25 protein-coding genes are annotated in these 19,525 nt (G+C 68.2%); 5 read left to right on the forward strand and 20 right to left on the reverse strand.

The features are described from left to right. The 3 genes from KK097_RS14965 to KK097_RS14975 all read left to right on the forward strand — a co-directional run. Nucleotides 1-1,134: cation:dicarboxylate symporter family transporter (locus KK097_RS14965; RefSeq protein ID WP_214530934.1), on the forward strand; the 1,134-nt coding region annotated here is incomplete at its 5' end. A 35-nt stretch (nucleotides 1,135-1,169) separates the two neighbouring features. Next, nucleotides 1,170-3,029, forward strand: a complete 1,860-nt coding sequence (locus tag KK097_RS14970) for a phosphoenolpyruvate carboxykinase (GTP) (RefSeq protein WP_128781704.1) — start codon at nucleotides 1,170-1,172, stop codon at nucleotides 3,027-3,029. Continuing rightward, nucleotides 3,029-4,639 (forward strand): glyceraldehyde-3-phosphate dehydrogenase, encoded by a 1,611-nt coding sequence (locus KK097_RS14975; RefSeq protein WP_266063164.1) that lies wholly within the window; start codon nucleotides 3,029-3,031, stop codon nucleotides 4,637-4,639. The genes KK097_RS14970 and KK097_RS14975 overlap by 1 nt, the downstream gene beginning before the upstream one ends. 316 nt (nucleotides 4,640-4,955) lie before the next feature. Here the strand turns inward: KK097_RS14975 and KK097_RS14980 are convergent, their stop codons facing one another. The 9 genes from KK097_RS14980 to KK097_RS15020 all read right to left on the reverse strand — a co-directional run bounded on the left by KK097_RS14980 (nucleotide 4,956) and on the right by KK097_RS15020 (nucleotide 9,398). Then, a complete protein-coding gene (locus KK097_RS14980) occupies nucleotides 4,956-5,474 on the reverse strand; it encodes a hypothetical protein (RefSeq protein WP_128781705.1) in 519 nt (172 codons plus the stop codon). A gap of 45 nt (nucleotides 5,475-5,519) precedes the next feature. Further along, nucleotides 5,520-5,978, reverse strand: coding sequence for a hypothetical protein (locus KK097_RS14985; RefSeq protein ID WP_128781706.1), 459 nt, complete (start codon nucleotides 5,976-5,978; stop codon nucleotides 5,520-5,522). Nucleotides 5,979-6,083: 105 nt separating this feature from the next. Further along, nucleotides 6,084-6,614: a hypothetical protein gene (locus KK097_RS14990; RefSeq protein ID WP_128781707.1), complete on the reverse strand. Its 531-nt coding sequence runs from the start codon at nucleotides 6,612-6,614 to the stop codon at nucleotides 6,084-6,086. Between the two features lie 76 nt (nucleotides 6,615-6,690). Then, nucleotides 6,691-6,897, reverse strand: a complete 207-nt coding sequence (locus tag KK097_RS14995; RefSeq protein WP_128781708.1) for a hypothetical protein — start codon at nucleotides 6,895-6,897, stop codon at nucleotides 6,691-6,693. Between the two features lie 19 nt (nucleotides 6,898-6,916). Then, nucleotides 6,917-7,159 (reverse strand): hypothetical protein, encoded by a 243-nt coding sequence (locus KK097_RS15000; RefSeq protein ID WP_128781709.1) that lies wholly within the window; start codon nucleotides 7,157-7,159, stop codon nucleotides 6,917-6,919. A gap of 637 nt (nucleotides 7,160-7,796) precedes the next feature. Continuing rightward, nucleotides 7,797-8,225 (reverse strand): hypothetical protein, encoded by a 429-nt coding sequence (locus tag KK097_RS15005; RefSeq protein ID WP_128781710.1) that lies wholly within the window; start codon nucleotides 8,223-8,225, stop codon nucleotides 7,797-7,799. After that, the gene (locus KK097_RS15010; protein ID WP_128781711.1) at nucleotides 8,222-8,683 is read right to left on the reverse strand and encodes a hypothetical protein; all 462 of its coding nucleotides are present in this window, start codon (nucleotides 8,681-8,683) and stop codon (nucleotides 8,222-8,224) included. Before KK097_RS15010 ends, KK097_RS15005 begins: the two co-directional genes overlap by 4 nt. Then, nucleotides 8,680-8,964 (reverse strand): hypothetical protein, encoded by a 285-nt coding sequence (locus KK097_RS15015; RefSeq protein ID WP_128781712.1) that lies wholly within the window; start codon nucleotides 8,962-8,964, stop codon nucleotides 8,680-8,682. Before KK097_RS15015 ends, KK097_RS15010 begins: the two co-directional genes overlap by 4 nt. 20 nt (nucleotides 8,965-8,984) lie before the next feature. Then, nucleotides 8,985-9,398, reverse strand: coding sequence for a hypothetical protein (locus KK097_RS15020; protein WP_128781713.1), 414 nt, complete (start codon nucleotides 9,396-9,398; stop codon nucleotides 8,985-8,987). A 109-nt stretch (nucleotides 9,399-9,507) separates the two neighbouring features. Here KK097_RS15020 and KK097_RS15025 point away from each other — a divergent pair, with 109 nt between their 5' ends. Next, nucleotides 9,508-9,732: a hypothetical protein gene (locus tag KK097_RS15025; protein WP_128781714.1), complete on the forward strand. Its 225-nt coding sequence runs from the start codon at nucleotides 9,508-9,510 to the stop codon at nucleotides 9,730-9,732. A gap of 64 nt (nucleotides 9,733-9,796) precedes the next feature. Here KK097_RS15025 and KK097_RS15030 read toward each other — a convergent pair whose 3' ends face one another. Then, nucleotides 9,797-10,180, reverse strand: coding sequence for a hypothetical protein (locus KK097_RS15030; protein WP_128781715.1), 384 nt, complete (start codon nucleotides 10,178-10,180; stop codon nucleotides 9,797-9,799). Nucleotides 10,181-10,306: 126 nt separating this feature from the next. On the opposite strand from KK097_RS15030, the gene KK097_RS15035 reads away from it, so the two are divergent. Next, nucleotides 10,307-10,843 carry a hypothetical protein gene (locus KK097_RS15035; RefSeq protein WP_128781716.1) on the forward strand — a complete coding sequence of 179 codons (537 nt, stop codon included), beginning with the start codon at nucleotides 10,307-10,309 and terminating at the stop codon, nucleotides 10,841-10,843. Between the two features lie 31 nt (nucleotides 10,844-10,874). On the opposite strand, the gene KK097_RS15040 is transcribed toward KK097_RS15035, so the two are convergent. From KK097_RS15040 to KK097_RS15085, 10 genes are all read right to left on the reverse strand, one after another. After that, nucleotides 10,875-11,381: a macro domain-containing protein gene (locus KK097_RS15040; protein ID WP_128781717.1), complete on the reverse strand. Its 507-nt coding sequence runs from the start codon at nucleotides 11,379-11,381 to the stop codon at nucleotides 10,875-10,877. Between the two features lie 135 nt (nucleotides 11,382-11,516). After that, on the reverse strand, nucleotides 11,517-12,251 hold the full coding sequence (locus tag KK097_RS15045; RefSeq protein ID WP_128781718.1) for a GNAT family N-acetyltransferase: 735 nt from the start codon (nucleotides 12,249-12,251) through the stop codon (nucleotides 11,517-11,519). 105 nt (nucleotides 12,252-12,356) lie between these two features. Continuing rightward, complete coding sequence (locus KK097_RS15050; protein WP_128781719.1) at nucleotides 12,357-12,956, reverse strand: prepilin peptidase; 600 nt, start codon at nucleotides 12,954-12,956, stop codon at nucleotides 12,357-12,359. Next, complete coding sequence (locus KK097_RS15055; RefSeq protein WP_128781720.1) at nucleotides 12,953-16,027, reverse strand: LysM peptidoglycan-binding domain-containing protein; 3,075 nt, start codon at nucleotides 16,025-16,027, stop codon at nucleotides 12,953-12,955. Before KK097_RS15055 ends, KK097_RS15050 begins: the two co-directional genes overlap by 4 nt. A 149-nt stretch (nucleotides 16,028-16,176) precedes the next feature. Next, nucleotides 16,177-16,602, reverse strand: a complete 426-nt coding sequence (locus tag KK097_RS15060) for a hypothetical protein (protein ID WP_128781721.1) — start codon at nucleotides 16,600-16,602, stop codon at nucleotides 16,177-16,179. Beyond that, a complete protein-coding gene (locus tag KK097_RS18210; protein ID WP_247738061.1) occupies nucleotides 16,599-17,639 on the reverse strand; it encodes a hypothetical protein in 1,041 nt (346 codons plus the stop codon). The genes KK097_RS15060 and KK097_RS18210 overlap by 4 nt, the downstream gene beginning before the upstream one ends. After that, nucleotides 17,633-18,274 carry a hypothetical protein gene (locus KK097_RS15070; protein ID WP_128781722.1) on the reverse strand — a complete coding sequence of 214 codons (642 nt, stop codon included), beginning with the start codon at nucleotides 18,272-18,274 and terminating at the stop codon, nucleotides 17,633-17,635. The genes KK097_RS18210 and KK097_RS15070 overlap by 7 nt, the downstream gene beginning before the upstream one ends. Nucleotides 18,275-18,290: 16 nt before the next feature. Beyond that, entirely contained in the window at nucleotides 18,291-18,665 is a 375-nt protein-coding gene (locus tag KK097_RS15075) for a hypothetical protein (RefSeq protein WP_128781723.1), read from the reverse strand. 4 nt (nucleotides 18,666-18,669) lie between these two features. After that, nucleotides 18,670-19,113 carry a hypothetical protein gene (locus KK097_RS15080; protein WP_232536689.1) on the reverse strand — a complete coding sequence of 148 codons (444 nt, stop codon included), beginning with the start codon at nucleotides 19,111-19,113 and terminating at the stop codon, nucleotides 18,670-18,672. Beyond that, complete coding sequence (locus KK097_RS15085) at nucleotides 19,110-19,511, reverse strand: TadE/TadG family type IV pilus assembly protein (protein WP_128781724.1); 402 nt, start codon at nucleotides 19,509-19,511, stop codon at nucleotides 19,110-19,112. Before KK097_RS15085 ends, KK097_RS15080 begins: the two co-directional genes overlap by 4 nt. Nucleotides 19,512-19,525: the final 14 nt, after the last annotated feature.

A 19,525-nucleotide genomic window follows, 5' to 3' on the forward strand; every position in this document is an offset into this window, starting at 1 on the left:
TCGACGTTCGCGCTGGCGATCGGGTTGGTCGTCGGCAACCTGATCCACCCCGGGGACCACCTCGACATGTCGAAGGCTACGTACGAGCTGCCCGCCGGCTCGAGCGAGGACGCGTCGACGACGTCCGGGTTCCTGCTCGGAATCATACCCGCGACGCTCGTGTCGTCGCTGACGAGCGGCAGCATTCTGCAGACGCTGTTCGTCTCGCTGCTCGTCGGATTCGCGCTCCAGGCGATGGGTGAGAAGGGTGCGCCGATCTTGACCGGGATCCGGCACCTCCAGGCGCTCGTGTTCCGCATCCTCGCGATGGTGATGTGGGCCGCTCCGATCGGTGCATTCGGGGCGATCGCGGCCGTCGTCGGTGCGACCGGCGTTTCGGCACTCGTCGCCCTCGGCACGCTCATGGGCGCCTTCTACATCACCTGCATCGTGTTCGTCGTCGGGGTCCTCGGCGTCATGCTGCGTTTCGCCGCCGGGGTGAACATCTTCCGGCTCATGAAGTACCTGGGCCGCGAGTACCTGCTGATCGTGTCGACGTCCTCGAGCGAGGTGAGCCTGCCGCGCCTCATCGCGAAGATGGAGCACCTCGGCGTTTCGAAGCCCGTGGTCGGTGTCACGGTGCCGACCGGCTACTCGTTCAACCTCGACGGCACCGCGATCTACCTGACGATGTCTTCGCTGTTCATCGCCAACGCCCTCGGCACGCCGCTGAACATCCCCGAGCAGATCTCGCTCCTGGTGTTCATGATCATCGCATCGAAGGGTGCAGCCGGTGTGACCGGTGCCGGCCTGGCGACCCTCGCCGGTGGCCTGCAGGCGCACCGCCCCGACCTCGTCAACGGCGTCGGCCTGATCGTGGGCATCGACCGCTTCATGTCCGAGGCCCGGGCGCTAACGAACTTCACCGGCAACGCGGTCGCGACCGTGCTCGTCGGCACGTGGACCCGGCAGATCGATAAAGTCCAAGTCGACCGCGTGCTCTCCGGTGCGTCGCCGTTCGACGAGCGCACGATGTCCGCCGACGACCACGGCATGAGCCGCCCCTCGGTCGCGCAGGAGGAACGCATCTCGACCGAGGCCGTCCGCACCATCGTCAATCCCGAAGGTTCGACGGCCCCGGCCGAGCGCCGCTGACCCCTCCCCGACCACCCGCTGCAAGGAGATCGCCGATGATCACCAACCCCAACCACACGACGCCAGCGCCCGCCACCGTCCCCGGCTCGCCGCGGGTCGCCCTGGAGGCGTGGGTCGCTGAGGTCGCGTCCCTCACCCGCCCCGACACCATCGTCTGGTGCGACGGTTCACCTGACGAGACCGCACGGCTCACACAGATGTTGGTCGACGAGGGCAAGCTCATCGCACTCGACCCGGAACGACGGCCCAACAGCTATCTCGCGCGCTCCGCGCCCTCGGATGTCGCCCGCGTCGAGGGTCGCACGTTCACCTGCTCACGCACGCCAGAGGATGCCGGGCCGACGAACCTGTGGCGCGACCCGACGACGATGCGCTCCGAGCTGCGTGAGCTGTTCGCTGGGAGCATGCGGGGTCGGACGATGTACGTCGTGCCGTTCTCGATGGGCCCGGTTGACGGGCCGATCTCGCAGCTCGGCGTGGAGATCACCGATTCGGCGTACGTCGTCCTAAGCATGGGCAAGACGACACGGCTCGGGCCCGACGTCCTCCGGTCGATCTCTGCGGGGACCCCGTGGGTGGCCACCGTGCACAGCGTCGGGCACCCCCTGCGCGGCCACGACGGTGCACTGCGGGACGACGTCGCCTGGCCGTGCAACGAGACGAAGTACATCGTGCAGTTCCCGGAGACACGCGAGGTCTGGTCCTACGGTTCCGGCTACGGCGGCAACGCCCTGCTCGCGAAGAAGTGCTTCGCGCTGCGCATCGCCTCGGTCATAGGACGTGACGAGGGATGGCTCGCCGAGCACATGCTGCTCATCCGCCTGAACTCCCCCGAGGGGCGGTCGTTCCACATCGCCGCAGCGTTCCCGTCGGCGTGCGGGAAGACCAACCTCGCGATGCTCCAGCCCACTTTGCCCGGATGGTCAGTAGACACAATCGGCGACGACATCGCCTGGCTCCGGCCAGGTCCCGACGGACGGCTGCACGCCATCAACCCGGAGGCCGGCCTCTTCGGCGTTGCGCCCGGAACCGGGACCGGCACGAACCCGGTCGCGGTCCAGACGATCGCGGCGGACACGATCTTCACCAACGTCGCACTGACCGATGACGGCGACGTCTGGTGGGAAGGACTCACCCCAGAGCCGCCCGCTCACCTGGTCGACTGGACCGGAGCGGACTGGACACCGGAGCGAGGGACCCCGGCAGCACACCCGAACGCCCGCTTCACCGTCGGGCTGGGCCGTTGCCCGTCGCTCGCGGACGACTGGGAGCAGAGCGTCCCGATCGACGCCGTCGTGTTCGGGGGCCGGCGCTCGACGAACGTCCCGCTCGTGGCCCAGGCGTCGACGTGGTCCGAGGGCGTGTTCATGGGCGCGACCATGTCGTCCGAGCAGACCGCCGCCGCCGAGGGCGCGATCGGGGAACTCCGCCGCGACCCGTTCGCGATGCTGCCGTTCTGCGGGTACGACATGGCGAAGCACTGGGCGCACTGGCTCGAGATCGGCGACCAGCTCGGAAGCAACGCCCCGGCCGTGTTCCAGGTGAACTGGTTCCGGAAGGGCGACGACGGCCGTTACCTGTGGCCGGGCTTCGGTGAGAACGCCCGTGTGCTCGAGTGGATCGCACGACGCATCGAGGGGCGCGTCCCCGCCATTGAGACGCCGATCGGCCTGGTCCCCGACGTCGACGACCTCGACGTGCAGGGGCTCGCGCTGCCGCCCGCGCAGCTCAACGCACTGTTCGCTGTCGACCCGGCATCCTGGCTTGCCGAGTGCGACCTCACCGAGGAGTTCCTCGCAACGTTCGACGAACGAACGCCCCCGGTGTTCACTGCGATCCTCGACGAGCGCCGCGCATCGCTCCGAACCGCGGCCTCCACGCGGCAGGCCGTCTGATGCGCACCGAGGCGGACCAGGACCATCAGGCCAACGCACAGACCCTGCCCACACGACACCAGGCCGAGACCCGCGACCGCATGCAGCGTGACTGGGCCGACAAGCTTGCCGCGGCCGAAGCGATGGTGCCGCTCATCGGTCGGCTCTACCGACGCGACGACATCGCGCCCTCCGTGCACGGCCGGCCCCTCGTCGGACAGTCCCCCATCGGGATCCTCAAGGCGCACCGGTCGACGCGCCGAGTGGACGACGCGGAACTGTCCGTCGAGGAAACTCAGGCGATCCTCACCGAACTCGACACCATGTCGCTGTCGTCCGCGTCCGTGGACATCGCCGCCCTGGCCGCGCGGTACCGGACCGACCGGCTCGGCGTCACACTGCGTGAATTCCTCGACGACGAGCTCTTCCTTGCCCGCGGCAACACGAGCCCCGACGCCGGGCGCGACGTGCCGCGCGATGTCGTTCTCTACGGCTTCGGTCGCATCGGACGCATGCTTGCCAGGATCCTGCTCGAACGTGCCAGCTCCCACGCCCCACTCGCCCTTCGCGCGGTGGTCGTCCGTGGTCGCGGCCCCGACGACCTGACCAAACGTGCCAGCCTGCTGCGACGGGACTCGATCCACGGTCCCTTCGCCGGCACGATCTCGGTCGACGAGCAACACGACACGATCACTGCGAACGGCACGCTGATCCAGTTCATCTCGTCGGATGCCCCCGCCACGGTCGACTACAGGGCGTACGGCATCGACGACGCCATCGTCGTCGACACCACCGGGCGGTGGCGCGACGCCGAGGGACTTGGACAGCATTTGCTCGCCCCGGGAACATCCCGCGTCCTGCTCACCGCGCCCGGCAAGGGCGACGTAAAGAACATCGTGCACGGGATCAACCACCACGACATCGGCGAGGATCCCGTCATCAGTGCCGCGTCCTGCACCACGAACGCGATCGTCCCGGTGCTCAGGGCTGTGTCGAGCGCGTTCGGCATTGTGCACGGGCACGTCGAGACGGTGCACTCCTCCACGAACGATCAGAACCTCGTGGACAACTACCACCCCGCCGATCGCCGCGGTCGCGCCGCGGGGCTCAACATGGTCATCACCGCGACCGGGGCCGCCCGCGCGGCGGAAAAAGCCCTCCCGGAACTAGGTGGCAGACTCACGGGCAACGCGGTCCGGGTTCCCACGCCCAACGTTTCACTGGCGGTCCTGCACCTCACGCTCGACGGTCCGGTGACGCGCGACGAGGTCAACGAGCTCCTCCGCGACGCCTCGCTCACCTCGCCGCTCCGGCGGCAGATCGACTACGTCGAATCTCCGGAGATCGTCTCCACCGACATCCTCGGCAGCCACCGCGCCGGTGTCGTCGATGGGCTGGCGACGATCGCAGACGGTTCCGAACACGTGGTCCTGTACGTCTGGTACGACAACGAGTCCGGCTACAGCCGCCAGGTTTACCGGATCCTGCAAGAGATGACCGGCGGCCGCCGGATGATGTTGCCATCCGCGCAGCTTGCAGGCTTCAGGCACGGTCACGGTCACGGTCACGGTCACGGTCACGGTCACGGTCACGGTCACGGTCACGGTCACGGTCACCCTATTCGAACGTGAATCGATACGTCCAGACCGTCCAACGAATCACACAACCTGGGGAATCACAATCCCTCAACGCGCAGAGAATCGACCTCCCCACCAACCTCCACGACCTCGACCTCGACTCCGAAGACGGAGAGCCCGAGCTTGTCCTCGCGGGATTCTCACATCCAAATATCTATAGATGAATTAGCCTCCGCGAAACCGAAGTGTGGCAGCGTCTGCGGTACGACGTATGTACAGCCCTCTTGCCCATGGCCGTTCGCTGGCGTCGGTGGTCACGGCCCGATCAATACGAGGGTCCGAAATTGGTTCCTCAGCGACAGTTACCTACCTAAACCTCAGGGTTGAGATTTTTTAGCGCCGACGCCCACTCAGACGACCAGAGCACCGCCCTAGACCGCGCTGCCGACGGCCTGGACCGCACTGGGTACGACGTCGTGCAGACGAACACGCTGAGCTCGACCGCGGCCGGAAACATCATCGTCCGCGCCGTAGCCCGGTCGACGGAGAGCCAGCCGCACGAAGCACCCGGACCGAACTGCGACGCCGCCCTGGCAGCGTACGTGCAGTCGATCTCCGCGGGTGATGAGCCTAGCGAGATGTACCAGCTCGGTTCATCGGGGCCGAGTGCGGTGCTTTCGCCTTGGCGTTCGAGTGCGTCGCTGAGCTTGTTGTAGGTGACATCGTAGTCGCTGACGACCTCAAGTGAGACCGTGGTGCCGTCGGCAAGCTGGATCAGGGTGTCGGGTTGCCGTGGGGCTGTGCCGTCGTCGGAGCGTTCGACCTGCACGTCGAGGTGCTCAGCGACGATCCGGCGGGAGAGGCGTTCGAGGAGACGTAGGGCGTCCATGCGGGTTCTGCTCTCTCTAGCGGCGAGTGTTGAGCGACTGGCGTCTTAGACGAGCTCGAGCGTGCTGGTGAGCTCGCCGACCGAGACGCGGAACACACGGGCGATCGTCTCCAGCTCCGCCGGCTTCCATCGTGTCTGACCGCGCAAGCGGTATCGAAGCGCCGGCACCTCGAGACCGAGAAGGCCCGCCAGCGCCCGGACGTCGCTCACTGGCGCGTCGGGAGCACTCAGAAGTCCTCTGATGCGGTCACCGGCCGTTCGGCCCGTTGAGACGCGCTCGGAGGCGTCCTCGACGCGGGGCGGGTGGCCGGCCCGGCCGCGAGCGCGCTCCTGCTTCCGCTTCCGGTAGACGTCAACGTGTTCCTTGAGGAAGAGCGGCGAGCGCTCCGTTTCGGGGTTGACGCGTGTGGGGAAGTCGCTGTCGCGCACGGCGTAGGCGCGGACGGTTTCGATCGAGACGTGGAGGGCCTCGGCGATGTCGGCGTAGTTGACCAGGTTCGACACGGCGGCTCCTCTCGTTAGTACGAATGTACCCGGGAGTGGCTCGACGTCGTATGCGGGTTGCGCGTCGCGCGGGCTATCGGCAGAGGCGGAACGTGCCGTGGGTAGTCAGGTGGTTGGGGGGACTTCGGCGTTGGTGGGGTGCCAGAGCACGGTGACGGGGAGTTCGAGGCGGTTCCATGGTGCGAAGGTTCGCTCGTCGCCGAAGGTCGTGCCGATGCCGGTTTCGTGACGGCATGCGATGGTGCCGGCGGCGGAGCGGACGACGACTCCGGCCGGAAGCTGTTCCAGCTCCTCCTCGGAGTTGATCGTCTGCGGTGTAGGCGGGGTGTCCGGGTCGGAGACGCGCACCTCGCCGATCATGTCGCTGTAGTCGGCGCGGAGGTGGCCGCCGAAGTGCTGCTGCGTGTACTCGGCGACGGTGTGGATCGCGAGGTCTGTCGCGTCCTCCTTGCGGCGCGGAACGCTGTGCCGGCGCTGTCCGGTTCTCCGATCCAGATCTTCGGCGTCAGTTGGCTGGCTTCGAGTGCGAACTTCATGCGGTGTCTCCCTTGCGTCGGCGGTTGGGTGCTGTGTGAGTGCTCGAGGCGGCGGTGTGCTGGGTGTCCGTGCGCGTTCCGGAGGCGGCTCCCGGGTCATCCTTGGGGAGGGTCTTGCCGAAGTGGTCGTCAAGCTCGCATCGGTGGGGTGATTGACGGTAGCGATGGCGTGCGGTTCACGCGTTGTCATTGACGAGGTCGTCAATGTAGATTTCGCTGTGATCGTGGGTGAAGACGCGGGTGTGGCGCACCGTGTAGCCGCGCTTGGCCCAGCTGTTGAGGTCTTCGAGCCGTTGGCCGAGCTTGCGGGTGCGGGAGTAGTCGTTGCTGGCGGAGTTGTCATGTGGGACGACGGTGTGGATGGACTCGTAGTGCTTGCTCACTCGGGTGTTCTTTCGTGCTTCACGAGGCGCAGACGTGCCACTGGTCGCGGGGGAAGTCTCGAAGCTGCCCGTCGACGTCGACGGTGAGGGTCGTCCGGTCACGGCGCCGGTATCGGCCTTGGACGAGGTCATAGCCCCAACCGTCTGCGCCGTGCCACCAGCGCACGAGTTCGATCGTGTGGCCGCGTCTAAGGGTGACCGGTTCGAACTCGACGATCGGTTCGACCTCGGCGGCCGGGTGGCTGTCAGCGACGGTGCTCATGCGGCTCCTCGCGGTGTGGTGAGCGACGGGACGGTGACGTCAGCGAGTTCCGCGAGGGCGGGCTCCGCGTCAGCGTGGGGGCGTCCAGCACGAGCCGCCAGCGTTCCAGCAGGTCGGTGCGACCTCGGGCCACGATTCGCGTTCGAACCACACCACGGTGTGCACGCCATGCGCTGCCGTCCGGGCGAGTACGTCGTCGGCAGCGCTGAAGAGCGTCCGGTCGAGGTTGAGGCTGACGCGGAGGCACAGGTTGCATCCGGGGGGGGTGCCGTCGGCTGCTGCGACGGCGTAGTTCGACCACGTGAACACGTACAGCGCCTGCAAGCGGCCGTCGGGGTGGATGCGGGTGGTGAGCAGTCCCGCCGGGCACGGGCCGGGGCCCAGGGAACCCGAGGGTGGCCGAAGGAGTCGCGGTCGTAGCCGCGGGCGGTCGCTGCGTGCAGTTTGCGGACTGCGGCGGTGTTGATGGCGCTGCCGTCGACGAGGCCGGCGTCCTGCAGTTGGTCGGTGACGGTGGGGGCGGCGCTGACGGAGAGGCTGCCGGCGGGTGCGTGGCCGGGGGCATAGTGAACGCCGGCGACGAGGGCGACGGCGATGCCGACGGCTGCGAGACCGCTCCAGAGGTTCCGGCGGCGGCTCACGAGCGCGCTCCTGCCCGCTCGGCTGCCCAGGCGGCGACGTCGCCCCACTGGGGTCGGCGGGACGGGCAGTGGATGTCGGAGTTGTGCAGCGCAGCGGCACGCTCGGCCGCCTCGTAGCTGGTGGCGTCCTCCCTGGTGGGGTTCCACTTGCAGCTGGTGCAGCGGGCGACCCACAGGCTGCCGATGGGCACGACGGTGCCGATCGGTGTGGTGTCGACGAGCTGGCCGTACTCGAGCACGTTCTCGTCGGCGAACTCCGCCGGTGTCGGGCTGGCGAGGTCCGGGTAGTGGTTGGCGGGTGCGTCCTCGAGGAGGGCCGCGTACGCCTCTGCGAACTGATCGGCGAGTGCGGTGTCGGCGCCGTGGCTGGTGGCCCAGAAGATCGCGCGACGGTAGTGGGAGACGAAGTGGGTCATGGCGTTCACGCGGTCCTCTGCTGCTTGGAGGGGCGCCCGGTGAGGTTTCTGGGGAGACCGAGCTTGGTCGTGCGGATGCGGAAGGCGGTGTGCTCGCTGCAGCGGAGTGCGTTGGCGATCTCGGGGTCGTTGAACCCGTCTCCGTGGAGTCGGCGCACCTCGTCGTCGACGCGCTCGAGGATGGCGACCACGCGGGTCGGGGCTTCCGCCGGCTCGTCTTCGGGGACAGCCGGGGCGGGGATCCGGATCGGTGCCGGCGGCGCCGGGCGGACCGGCGCGGGGGTGGGGGTGTCGATCGCGGCGGCGCCGGCGATGTTGAGGATGTGCACGGCGGTGGCGCGCAGGAGTGCGGCGACGGTGGTGCCGTTCGCGGTGGCGTAGGCGTCGAGCGCCATCCAGTGGGTGCGCGGGAGATCGGTGCGGACGGGGACGTCGAAGCCGAAGTCCACGTCGTCGGGGTGGTTCATGCGATGGCCTCCTGTCGGTTCCGGCGCTGCCGGCGGGTCTTGCTGCGGTAGGCGAGCATCTGCATCGAGTCGCCACCGGTCAGGCTGCTGGCGGTGCGATGCACGGTCGGCCCGACCGGGGTGCGACGCGGCGCGTGGATGGCCTTGTCGATGAGGGTTTCGATCAGCACGTTCGGCGCGGCGGGGGTTCGCAGCTGCCGACCCATGACTGTCAGCTGGACGAGGGTCGCGGCGCGCACGTGGATCTCGATCGGCACCAGGTCGGTGGGTTCGATCTGCATGGTGACTCCCTTCGTTGCCTCTACCTGATAGAGGTGCCGCGAACGGGCGGGACCGGGACAAATCCGTCCTCGGCGCCGGCGAGGGCGTCGCGATCGAAGCGGAGGACCCACACGACACGGATGAGCTCGTGCATCGAGAGGGAGTGCCCCTGCTCGCACAGGACTGCGGCGACGGCTGCCGGGACGGCAGGGGTGGCCGGGGCGGTGGCGTGCACGCGTCGAGCCCAGTCGATCGGGGCGGCCATCGGGATGACGAAGTCCGGGTGGGCCGAGGTGGTGCGGGCCCGCCCGTCGCTGTAGCGGATCTCCAGACGCGGCCACAGCTCGGCGGGCGTCACCGAGACGACGACGCCGGTGTAGTCGAGCACGGTCGCACCGCGCTCGTTCATGTACATGCCGGCGACTCGTTGGCCCGGCTCGAATCCTATCCTCATGTCAACCACGTTAAGTAACCGGGTTGACATTGTCAACCCAGTTATGTAACTCGGTTGTTAGTTTGGCGTGTCACCTGGTTGGGTAACCCAGTGCGCCTAGAGTGCTGGCATGACTTCCCAGGACGAGGCCCGCGACCAGCTGCAGCAGGTCGCCGCCGACATCGAGCGGCTCCGGAGCGAGCTCGATGACGCGATCTCCCAGCGGTACGACATCGTCGAGGCCGCTCGAGCGGCGGGGATCACGTGGCGAGAGGCCGCAACGATCCTCAAGATGACCGAGACCGGCCTGATGAAGACGCAGGGCGCGACGAAGAAGGCTCGCGCCAAGAGCTGACACGATCGCGGGACGCGAGAGGGGGCCGCTGCCGAAGTGCAGCGACCCCCTCTCACATGCCGAGTCAGGCGGCGTGGCGCGTGAGGACTTCCGTGATGCGGTCGGCGAGCTCCCGCACCTGCTTGTGGTCGATGCCCTTGACCTCACCCTGAACGTCGAGCGCCGTCGGTCGGCCCGGGAACCGGAGAATGGCGCGGAAGTCGTCGATGCCAGGCATCACGAAGTAGTCGATGCGACCGGCGGTCGCAGCGCCGTCGAGGGCGCTCCAGGCGTCGCGCATGTCTTCGCTCTTGGACGTCAAGTTGCCGCTGGTGACTTGGGCGAAACGAGCGCCACCCGCGGGGAAGGCGTCGGCGATCACATCGCAGGCCTCCTCGAGCGCGCTGCGCAACGCGTCCGGGGTCTTGAACTGCTGCTGGATCTTGATCGTCTGCGTCACCGTCGCCATAGCAAGATTCTCCTAGGCACCACCGACAGGTGCCGCGTTCGCTGCGCTCGCAGGCGACGAGGCGGCGCCACCGATCGAGTTCATGGCGCGAGGCTGCGCGAGTTGCTCAGCTGGCACGATGCCGTCATGGAACTCGACGCGCTGTACGCGCTGCCCCCGGCGGACCAACGGACGTTCCTGCTGGGGCGACTGGCCACGGAGACGACCCGCATGGACATCGCGCTGCGGTTCCTCAACGCATCCCTGGACGGCAGGACTGAGAGCGATTCGTTCCGATACGCACTGGACCGCTTCCAGGTGAACGTCGACGAGTGCGAGGTGAAGGTGGCCGCCACCGGTCGGCTGTCGGACGACGAGCGCCCGCTCATCCGGGCAACTCTCGACGCCGCTCGCGCCGTCTACAGGCGCCGCAACCGTTTCGTGCACGACCTGCTTCGAGAAGATCTCTTCTCGAAGGACTGGGAGCTCATGCGGCTGAACCGGACGGGAGAGGAGTTCACCACGACGAACGCCGGCGACATGATCGCGCTGGTCTGTAACCTCGTCAGCGTGACCTACCGGCTCCGCGGGGCGGCGATCTACGCCTTGCAGGGCGGGTGGGCGGCGATGGCGTTCGGCACTGTCGTGGGGCAGTGGGACGGCACCGCGGACATCTCCCGCTGAAGCGCGCGGTCGTGCCGCGCATCGCGTTGGCTCAGTTCACGACGACCGGCACGTAGACGTCGACAGCTCGCGCACCTGCGTGGCCGGCTTCGGACAGTTCGTCGATGATGGCCGCGCGGACTGTGACGGGGTCAAGGCCGCCGTGCCCGGATCCAATCAGCGGCAGCAGCATGCTGCTGAACCCGGCAGCTGCCGTGGCATCGACGGCGTTCCGCGCGGCGGTTCGCACGCTGCACTCGGATGCTCGCCATGCGGCGTTGATGCCGGCGACATGAACGATCGCCGCAGCTCCGTCCCACTGCCCGCTGCCTGTCAGGACCGCTTCGCCGAGCACGAGGAGACGCCGCTGGGCCAGCTCTTTCCAGGGTTCCGGACCCGTCCGGGTGAGCAGCGCTCCAGAGATCCCGCCTGGCTGCATCAGCCAGCGGGGGACGAAGTTACGGTTCCAGGGGTTCACGAACACGTCGGTGCCGGCGTCGAAGACGTCGCCGCTGTAGTCGTGCAGTACTGCGGTTCCGACGTTCACGCGTTCGGTCATGCGAGGGCACCTCCCTCCTGCCGCTCCATGACCGTTGTGGCGGGGCCGGCGATGATGAGCGTCTCGAGTGGCGTCTCTCGCAGATCCTGCAGCGCGCGTGGGTGGTCGCGGAGCTCGAGGGGGTGAGGCCGTCGGTCAGCAGACCGTCGCGAGCGCCTGCGAGAGCCTTGCGACGAACAGCTCCGTCGGTACTTCCAGGCTGAGGCGCAGCATCGTGCGTGCGGCGTTGCGCACGAGGTTCCCGTCTGTCGAGTACGGGGTCGCCCAGATCAGTTTCTGCAGCGGAGCGAGCTGGGCGAAGCAGATGTGGTCGTAGCCGTTTCCGTCCGGTCTGATGCCCAAGCGGGGAGTGTCCGCAGCGCGTTCCTCAGCGGTCCAATCGGTAGGAGCAAGGTGCTCTGAGCCGGGGCCGGGCATCTCCACCCAGGCGAGGCCGGCGCCGGACTGGAGGACGTTCATGCCCCCGGCGGCGTACCAGCGCACCAAGTGCGCGGGGATGTGTGCGTGGATCATCTCGAACCCGAGGTGAGCCATCGCGCCGATCACCTCGGTGACGAGTGCGGAGCCGATGCCGTGGCCTTGGAAGCCGTCCCGCACGGCCACCTGAGGGAGCGCGGCCATGCAATTGCTGGAGAAGGGGCTCTCTCTGCGCGGTGTCCACGGCTGCCCGAACGCATACCCGACGACCTCGTCGTTGTGTGTGGCGACGAACCATGCGCTCCGGTCGGCGGGTGCTTCGCGGATCACGGTTGCGAGGCGGAGCGTGTCGAGGTTCGAGACGCCGGTGGTGCGCACGTAGTCGGGGAAGTACTCGCGTTGCAGTGCCAGGCATCCTGCGGCGTCTGCGGGTGTGGCCGGGCGGATGGTCACGGAGGAAAGGTCGGCTGCAGCGTCGTTTCCGGGGGGGCATGGTCGTCTCGCTCTCGCTGGTTCGGTCGCGGTCTTCGGGCGTCTCGGCGCCGCTGTTGGGGTCGATCACTGAAGGACGCCTGCGGCCTGCTGCAGGGCGATCGTCGTGGCCAGGATGACGAGCGTGGCGATCGCGATCGCTGGACCGTGTGCTCGAGGCCGCTTGCCGTGGCCGGCGGCGGTGAGGACAGCGCGCCAGAGGCCGGCGAGGAGCACGGCGATCGGGACCACGTACAGGGCGAGGGGGCCGGCGTAGATCGCCGGGATGATGGTCATGGCTGCGGCGAACTTGGCGTCGCCGAAGCCGAACATGCCGGCGAGGCCGAGGGCGACGTAGATGCCGAAGACCACCGCGGCGGTGATGGCTGGCCAGAGCACCCGCCAGGGGTCGGCGGTGGCGTACGCGATCGAGATCGTCTGCACCGCGGCGCCGGAGGCGATCGGGGCCACCCATCGGTTCGGCAGCTTCCGGGATCGGAGGTCGATCGTGATGGGCGCGGCCGCGGCGCCGGCGAGGAGCGCGGTGAGGAGCCAGGCGTACGCGGCGGTGCCGGCGATGGGGTGCGCTGCCAGGGCGAGTAGCGCGCTGCCGGCGGCGGCCGCGATGCTCGCCGTCAGGGTCGTCGAGATCCGGACGGGACGGGTGGCCGGCGCCGCGTCGGTCATCGGGTCGCGGCGTCGACGAGTTCGGCGGTCTCCTCGTCGAGTTCGTAGTCCGGGTCGCTGCCGCCCACGCGGGCGTACATCTCGTCGACGATGCGGTTGATCTCGGCTGCGTCTCGGTCCTGCATGGCGGCGCGGAGCTCGGTGCGCCAGCCGGCCTCGTTGAGGGGTTCGACGGCCTTGGCGACGTTGGCGGCGTAGCGGGCTTGGTTGACGTCGCGGATCTCGAGGGCGCGGCGGGCGAGCTCGTCGGCTGCGTCCATGACCGCGGCGATCATCTCCTCCTGGCGGACGGAGATCCATGCCCACCATCCGCGACGGGTGCTGATGCCGGCGAACGGGGTGCCGCGCACGAGCTTGATCGCTGCGACGAGGTCCTCGTTGGTGGTCTGGGTGAGGTCGTCGCCGATGAGGCTGCGGAAGTCGTCCCAGTCGGATCGGATGGCGGGGTGGAGTTGGTAGCCCTCCTGGCTCTTGTTCTCGGGGAACAGCGGCGTGCCGGTGGGGTCGGCGCCGAGGGCCTGGCGCACCAGGCGGACCAGCTTGCGCTGGCTGTCCTTCGCGTTGACGGTGTCGGGCCAGAACGCCTGCTGGAGCATCGTGCCGTTCACGGGTGCGGTGAGGTTGAGGTAGCTCAGCAGTTCCGCGCCGCGGCCGGGCAGCCGGTCGGGGGCGGCCAGGTGCAGCACGTCGACGGCGCCGAGCATCCGCACGTACGGGGCGGGCCAGTCGGGCGCGGTGACCTCATCGGCAGCCACTGGGACAGATTCGACGTCGGCTGGGACATCTGCGGGCGCGATCGCGACATCCGGCGCCGGTTCGGTGACATCCTCGACCGCCGGAACAGCATCCTCAGCCTCATCGTGCGCATTCGCCTCGGGGACGCGCTCAGCGGCCGTCTGCGCGCTCAGGGAGTCGTCCGGGTGTGCTGCTGCAGCCGGCGCTTCATTGACCGTGAGAGCGGCCTCCGCAGCAGACGCAGGGGCTTCCTCGTCGGCGGGTGCGGTGATGGTGCTGACCGGGGCGGTTGCGGGGGCGGCGACGCAGTCCTGCTCCGTTGTGGCGAAGAGCTCCTGGACGAGTTCGAGCTCGCGGCCCTGGAGGACCTGCGGCGTGAACGGCAGCGGCGGCATGACCTCGCCGGGCGAGACCAGCTCCGCGCTGGTCGCGGAGGAGATCCGGACGATGGACCCGGTGCCGACAGTCTCGCCGTTGGCGATGGTTGCGATCCCGAGACGCGGCACACGCTCGACGAGCTGCTGCAGCTCGCGCTGCACCGCCTCGTCGGGCAGCTGGCCGAGGACCACCACGTGGGGCGCCCAGGACTCAGCATCGGTAGCGTGGGCGCGGGCACTGTGGACGCCGTCGACGCCGTAGCTGTTGAACGACGCCTCGCGGCCCTCCAGGCTCGTCCGGAGGTTCCGGACCAGGGCAACGGTGTCCTCGACGTGCTGCACCCGGAACCGGTCGAGGTCGCGGGCGAGACCGTGCGGCATGCCGACCAGCGTGACTTCGATCTGCTCGGACCACGGGTTCTCGGCGAGCTCGACAGCGATGGCGTTGAGCACACCACGGGCGGTGTCCTCGTCACCGATGACGTTGAGGGAGCCAACCTGCTCGAGGTCGAGCATGAGCACTCCCCCGTGGTCGTCAACGCCGATCGTCGCGAGCGCGGGATACGGGGACACGGACTCTCGTGCCGGCGGGGTCGCCGTACCGGGCAGGACGACCCAGGCGGTGCGGTCCTCGGATGCGGCGACGAAGGGAGCGGGGAGGTCGGCGGGCTCACTGAGGTAGAGCGCGATCTCCTGTTCCTCGAGTCGGAGCGCGAACAGCTCCGGCAGCACGGTGCCAGTGTCCTCGGCCCAGATCTGCAGGCTGCGGAGCGCATTGTCGATGTCCTGCAGACCGAGCGGGTTCTCGATCATCCGCAGCTCGAGCTCGAGGTTCGCAGCCTCGGGTTCCGGCATCGCGATGCGGGTGCCGGGACGGCGCTTGCGGCGCTGCTTGAGCCGCCGGGCGCCGAGCGCGCTGAGCAGGCCCGCCGCGAGCACGCTGGCGATGCCGCCGGCGGTTGCCAGCGGGATCGTCACGTCATCGTCGTCGAATGCGGAGGACGAGCCCGCGTGGTCGGCGGCACTCGAGGGGCTGTCGACGGTCTGCCCGGCGACGGGTGGTGCGCTCGCCGCGGCGGAGGCCGGGGCGAGCGCGGTGGGTGCCGCGCTCGCGGATGCAGATGGGGTGGGCGTCGTCGGGGCAGCCTCGTTCGCTGCGGTCGTGGAGCCGCCGGCGTCGGTGGCCGCATGAGTGCTCGAGGAGCTGCTTGTCGACGGTGTCGGCGCGGGGGCGGCGGGCTTCGGTGCGGCTGCCGGCGTCTGGATGACGGTGATGTTCGGGACGGTGAGGTTCCACCCTGGGCGGAGGAGGTTCGGGTTGGTCAGGTGCTGCCCATCAGGCTGCACGGTGGCGGTCGAGGCGTTGAAGATGTCGAGATCGCGGGTGCCGTCGCCGTAGTAGTGCTCGGCGATGTTCCAGAGGTTGTCGCCGGGCGCGACGGTGTGATGCACGGTCTTGGTCGTGACGGTTGCGGCGGCGGGCTTGGCGGTCTCGGCAGCCGGCGGCGCGCGTGGAGCTGCTGGTGCGGCGGCCGGCGCTTCGACCGGCTGCGCGGCGACGGTATGCGTCGGCGCGGGAGCGGCGTTCGCGATTTGGGCGGTGCCGATCATCGTGCCGCCGGCGAACATGACGAGCACGGCGGCGATGAGGGCGGCGGCGACGTGCTGCTGGCCGCGGAAGATCGGGAGGCGCTTCTTGGTCGGACGACCTGTGATCGTGGCGCCGAGCTCGATGAGGAACGGGACGGCGAAGAGTGCCCAGGCGATCCAGCCGGCGCTGGGCAGCAGCTTGGTGAGGAGGATCGTGTTGCCGTAGTCCGGGGTGAGCGTGACGATGCTGTGCAGCTCGGTGCCGGTGAGGAGCGGGTTGCCTGCCGCGACGACGAGCACGATCGGGACGCCCACGAGGACGGCGACGATCGCGACGAGTGCGCCGAGACCGGTGATGAACCTACGCATGGTGCTGCCTTTCTGTCCCCCGTACGGGTGGCATCAGTGTAGGAAATGGGCGGTTCGACACACCGGGACCGGCCCGAAACGGCGGGAGCGCGGACTTTTCGTTGCCGGATCCGGCGAGATCGCTGCCGCGAGGGTGCGTCGACATCGGTTCAGCGCGCCCGGGAGAACCATCGCCGGGCTTGCTTCGTCGGCGCATGCTGCAACGCGTACGCGTAGGCGTCGTGCCACTTCGCAGCCGTGCTGCGTTTCCGGACGTCTCTGCCGATCACCGCTACCCCGACCATGCAGATGAGCAGGAAGAGGACGATGACAACGCTCGCTCCGAGATCGCGTGTACTCAAAACGTTGAACCCCGATAGGAGCACCGCGATCGCGGAGAAGATGAAGCTCAGCGACGGGATCAGCCGGTCGTGTCCGCGAGCTTGCTCCCGGAGAACCAGCATCACCTCGAACTGCGTTTCGCTGCCCGCAGCGAGAAACCGGTTCGCGTCGGATGCCTGCACCTCGTGCTTGACGCCGGTGGGCAAGAACGCCTCAATCGTCGAATCGTCGGACCACTTCCACTGCTTGCTCATCCGCCGTACGTCCCGCCGTCGGGCACAGTGTTCACGCTTTGGAGCTCGCCGACGCGAACCGTCGTGGAGCTCTGCGTGTCACGTACTGCGATGGTGCCGTTGGTCCCGCCACCGGTCCAGTTCACCGTCCAGTGGCTTGTCGCCGTGACGGGGAACGTGCCGCCCTTGGAGGTGTGGGTGTAGCGGAAACCGCAGGTCGGCGAGTCGGTGGCGACCTGGTTGCCCATCGTGGCCTGGTTGAACGCTGTGCCGGCCCCGCAGTTGACGGTCTGGCCGTCGCCGCTGGACCACGTGACGCCGGAGACGGACGCGGTTGCGGTGACGGTGACGCCGCCGAGGGTTGCGGTCTTGGAGTACGGCCCGTACGTCAGGGGTTGGGGGTTCTCGACCCAGAGCCAGACGGGGATGCCGACCCAGGTGCGGCGGTAGGGCGCGGTGCCGGCAGGGTCGTCGGTGTGGGTCTTGCTGGCCGGAGCCATGCCGATGTCGACGCCCTTGAGCTGGAAGGTCTTCACCAGTGCTGCGGCGGCCTGGGCCGGGGTATACCGGTTGATGCCGGCCGGTGGGGTGTTGGACCAGAACGTCCCGCCGAAGCAGTCACGGCCAGCATCGTCGAGGCCCGGGCAGGTGCAGGTGTACCAGGCTCCCGAAGCGGCGGACTCGCCGCCCGGCGCGGCCGGCTGCGGGTTGCTCAGCTTGACGTAGCCGGTGCAGTTGTCGTTGTTCGACCACGAGCCGTCACTGCTCGAGCAAGGAACGTCCTTGCCGTCGTAGGAGCACTTCTTGGGCCCGGGAGTGAACTTCCCCGGAGACGCATCGCCATCCCCGCTGTTACCGGGTGCAGGCTCAGTCGTCCCACCCCCGCCGCCTCCCCCGGTACCGGGAATGGTCACTCCGACGCTGCAGGTCGGATTGAGGATGTCGCCCGAGCAACCGCCGCTGCCACTGCTATCGGCGAACGCCGGCGTCGCCGTCAAGATCGAAACCACCATGCCGAGCGCGGCGAGGAGCCCTAACGCCCTACCCCGCCTCAGCATTGCGGGGCTCCCTGACCACTGATGGACTTCGTTTCCGCCACTTCCCAGGCCTTGTCCTCCGGTATGTACTGCGTCTTAAGCTGCACCGGGAATCGGACCGTCTTGGACTTCGGCACGACCGTGCCGTCAGCCTTCTTCGACACCTGGTCCGAGGTATCGAAGCACCCCACGACATAGACGGTGCCGTTTGGAATCTGCGTTCCGTCGTGATCGATGAGCGCCCCGTATGAGGACGCCTCTGCGTCGGCAGCCCACTTTGGCGCACCGTAAACCTTGAACTTCTGTTCGCGGATCTGCTTGGCAATCGTGTGCACGGAGTCGCGGGCGGTGCTGATGGCGAACTTGTCGATGCGCTCGGGGTCCGCACCCCCATCGTGCTGGATCTCGTACTGGACGGCGATGAAGTCCTTCACCGCTGCAGACGCACCCTTCCAGGCAGCGTTCTCGTCCTTGGGCGCTTCGACCGAACCCGGCTTGCTGATCGGTGCGTATGGAGTCCGGGTCGGGGTGGGCGTGGTGGTCTTGCTCGAGCTCGCGGTCGGGTCCGCTGCGGGGGTGCTGGTGCAGCCGGCGAGGAAGACGAGCGCACCGAGCGCGGCCGCGGCAACGGGGGCGAGCCTTGGGTTGATGGTCATGTCGTGTTCCTGTTCGTTAGTGGTCGACGAGGCGAGCGGACGCGGTGGCGTGGACGGGCATTGGGCCAACACCGAAACCGCCGAGGATCTTCGGCGAATAGGTCTGCTCAACGGTGACGTACACCTGGTTGTTGATGATGCTGGCGCTGCCGCGGACGCCGACGGCGCTGATGTAGTTCTCCGCCGCGGTGACGGCGGCGTCGGGACTGAGGTTGAAAGCATCCCCGTTGACGGAGTTGCCGGTGGCGGCGTTGGTACCAGCGCGGGCGGCACCTTGCGCGATCGTGAGGGCTTGCTGCAAGGTCTGCGTCTTCCCGTCGCCGTCGACGACGGATCCGGCGACGATCATCATGGCGATGCAGAGGATCACCATCATCGGGATGAACTTCATCTCGTCACCGCTCTCGGTAGGGGTCGACGGGGCTTGATGCGGTCTTCGTGATCGTCATCGAGCCTGGGATGAACGGGACGGAGAGGTCCGCGGTGTTGATGCGGCAGGTGATCGTCGCGGTGACGGTCCCGGTCTGACCAAGGCTGGTGCTGAGTCCGTTGCCGCCGATCGTGACGTCGAGCGAGGCGCAGTGGGCGTTGTCGCCGAGGGCGAGCTGCGCGGCCTCTGTGGCATGGGCGACGGCGTCAGTGCCTCTCGACATCGACGCGTCACGCGCTGCGGCGAAGGCAGCGGACTGGACGCTGTTGTCGGTGAGCCCGTACCGGCCGAGGAAGATCCCGAACGCGACGATCGGGACCATCGCGCCGATGATGATGATCGTCACCGGCGGCAGGTCTTCGACGTCGCCGCGTTCGTCGCGCAGGATGCGTCGGATGGTCCTCATCATGGTGCTGGCACCCATCGCTCGACGGGTCCGGTAATGGTCCGGTGCACGGGCGGCAGCTGCACGCCGGGGATCATCGACACGGCCTGGCCGGTGACATCCACGGTGACCGTGTCACCGTTGCGGTTGACGTCGACGCCGCTGCCCTGCAGGAACCCACCGGACTGTTGGAGCACCTGACGTGCTGAGTAATGCCCGGCGCCGCTGGTGGATTCGTAGGCTCGAGCGTCGTTGTACGCAGCTACGGCCGCGTTCTGGGCGACGTTGGTAGCCTGGTACCAGAGCGCGAATTGCAGGGCCGCGAAGAGCACCAGGAAGATCGTGGGCGCGATGATCGCCGACGACGCGAAGCCACGTTCGTCGCTCCGCAGCCGTCGGGCGATCGCGATGATGCGCTGCATGGTCTCTCCCTTCC

The sequence above is a fragment of the Curtobacterium flaccumfaciens genome, assembly GCF_018598405.1.
GTDB classification, from domain to species: Bacteria; Actinomycetota; Actinomycetes; order Actinomycetales; family Microbacteriaceae; genus Curtobacterium; species Curtobacterium aurantiacum.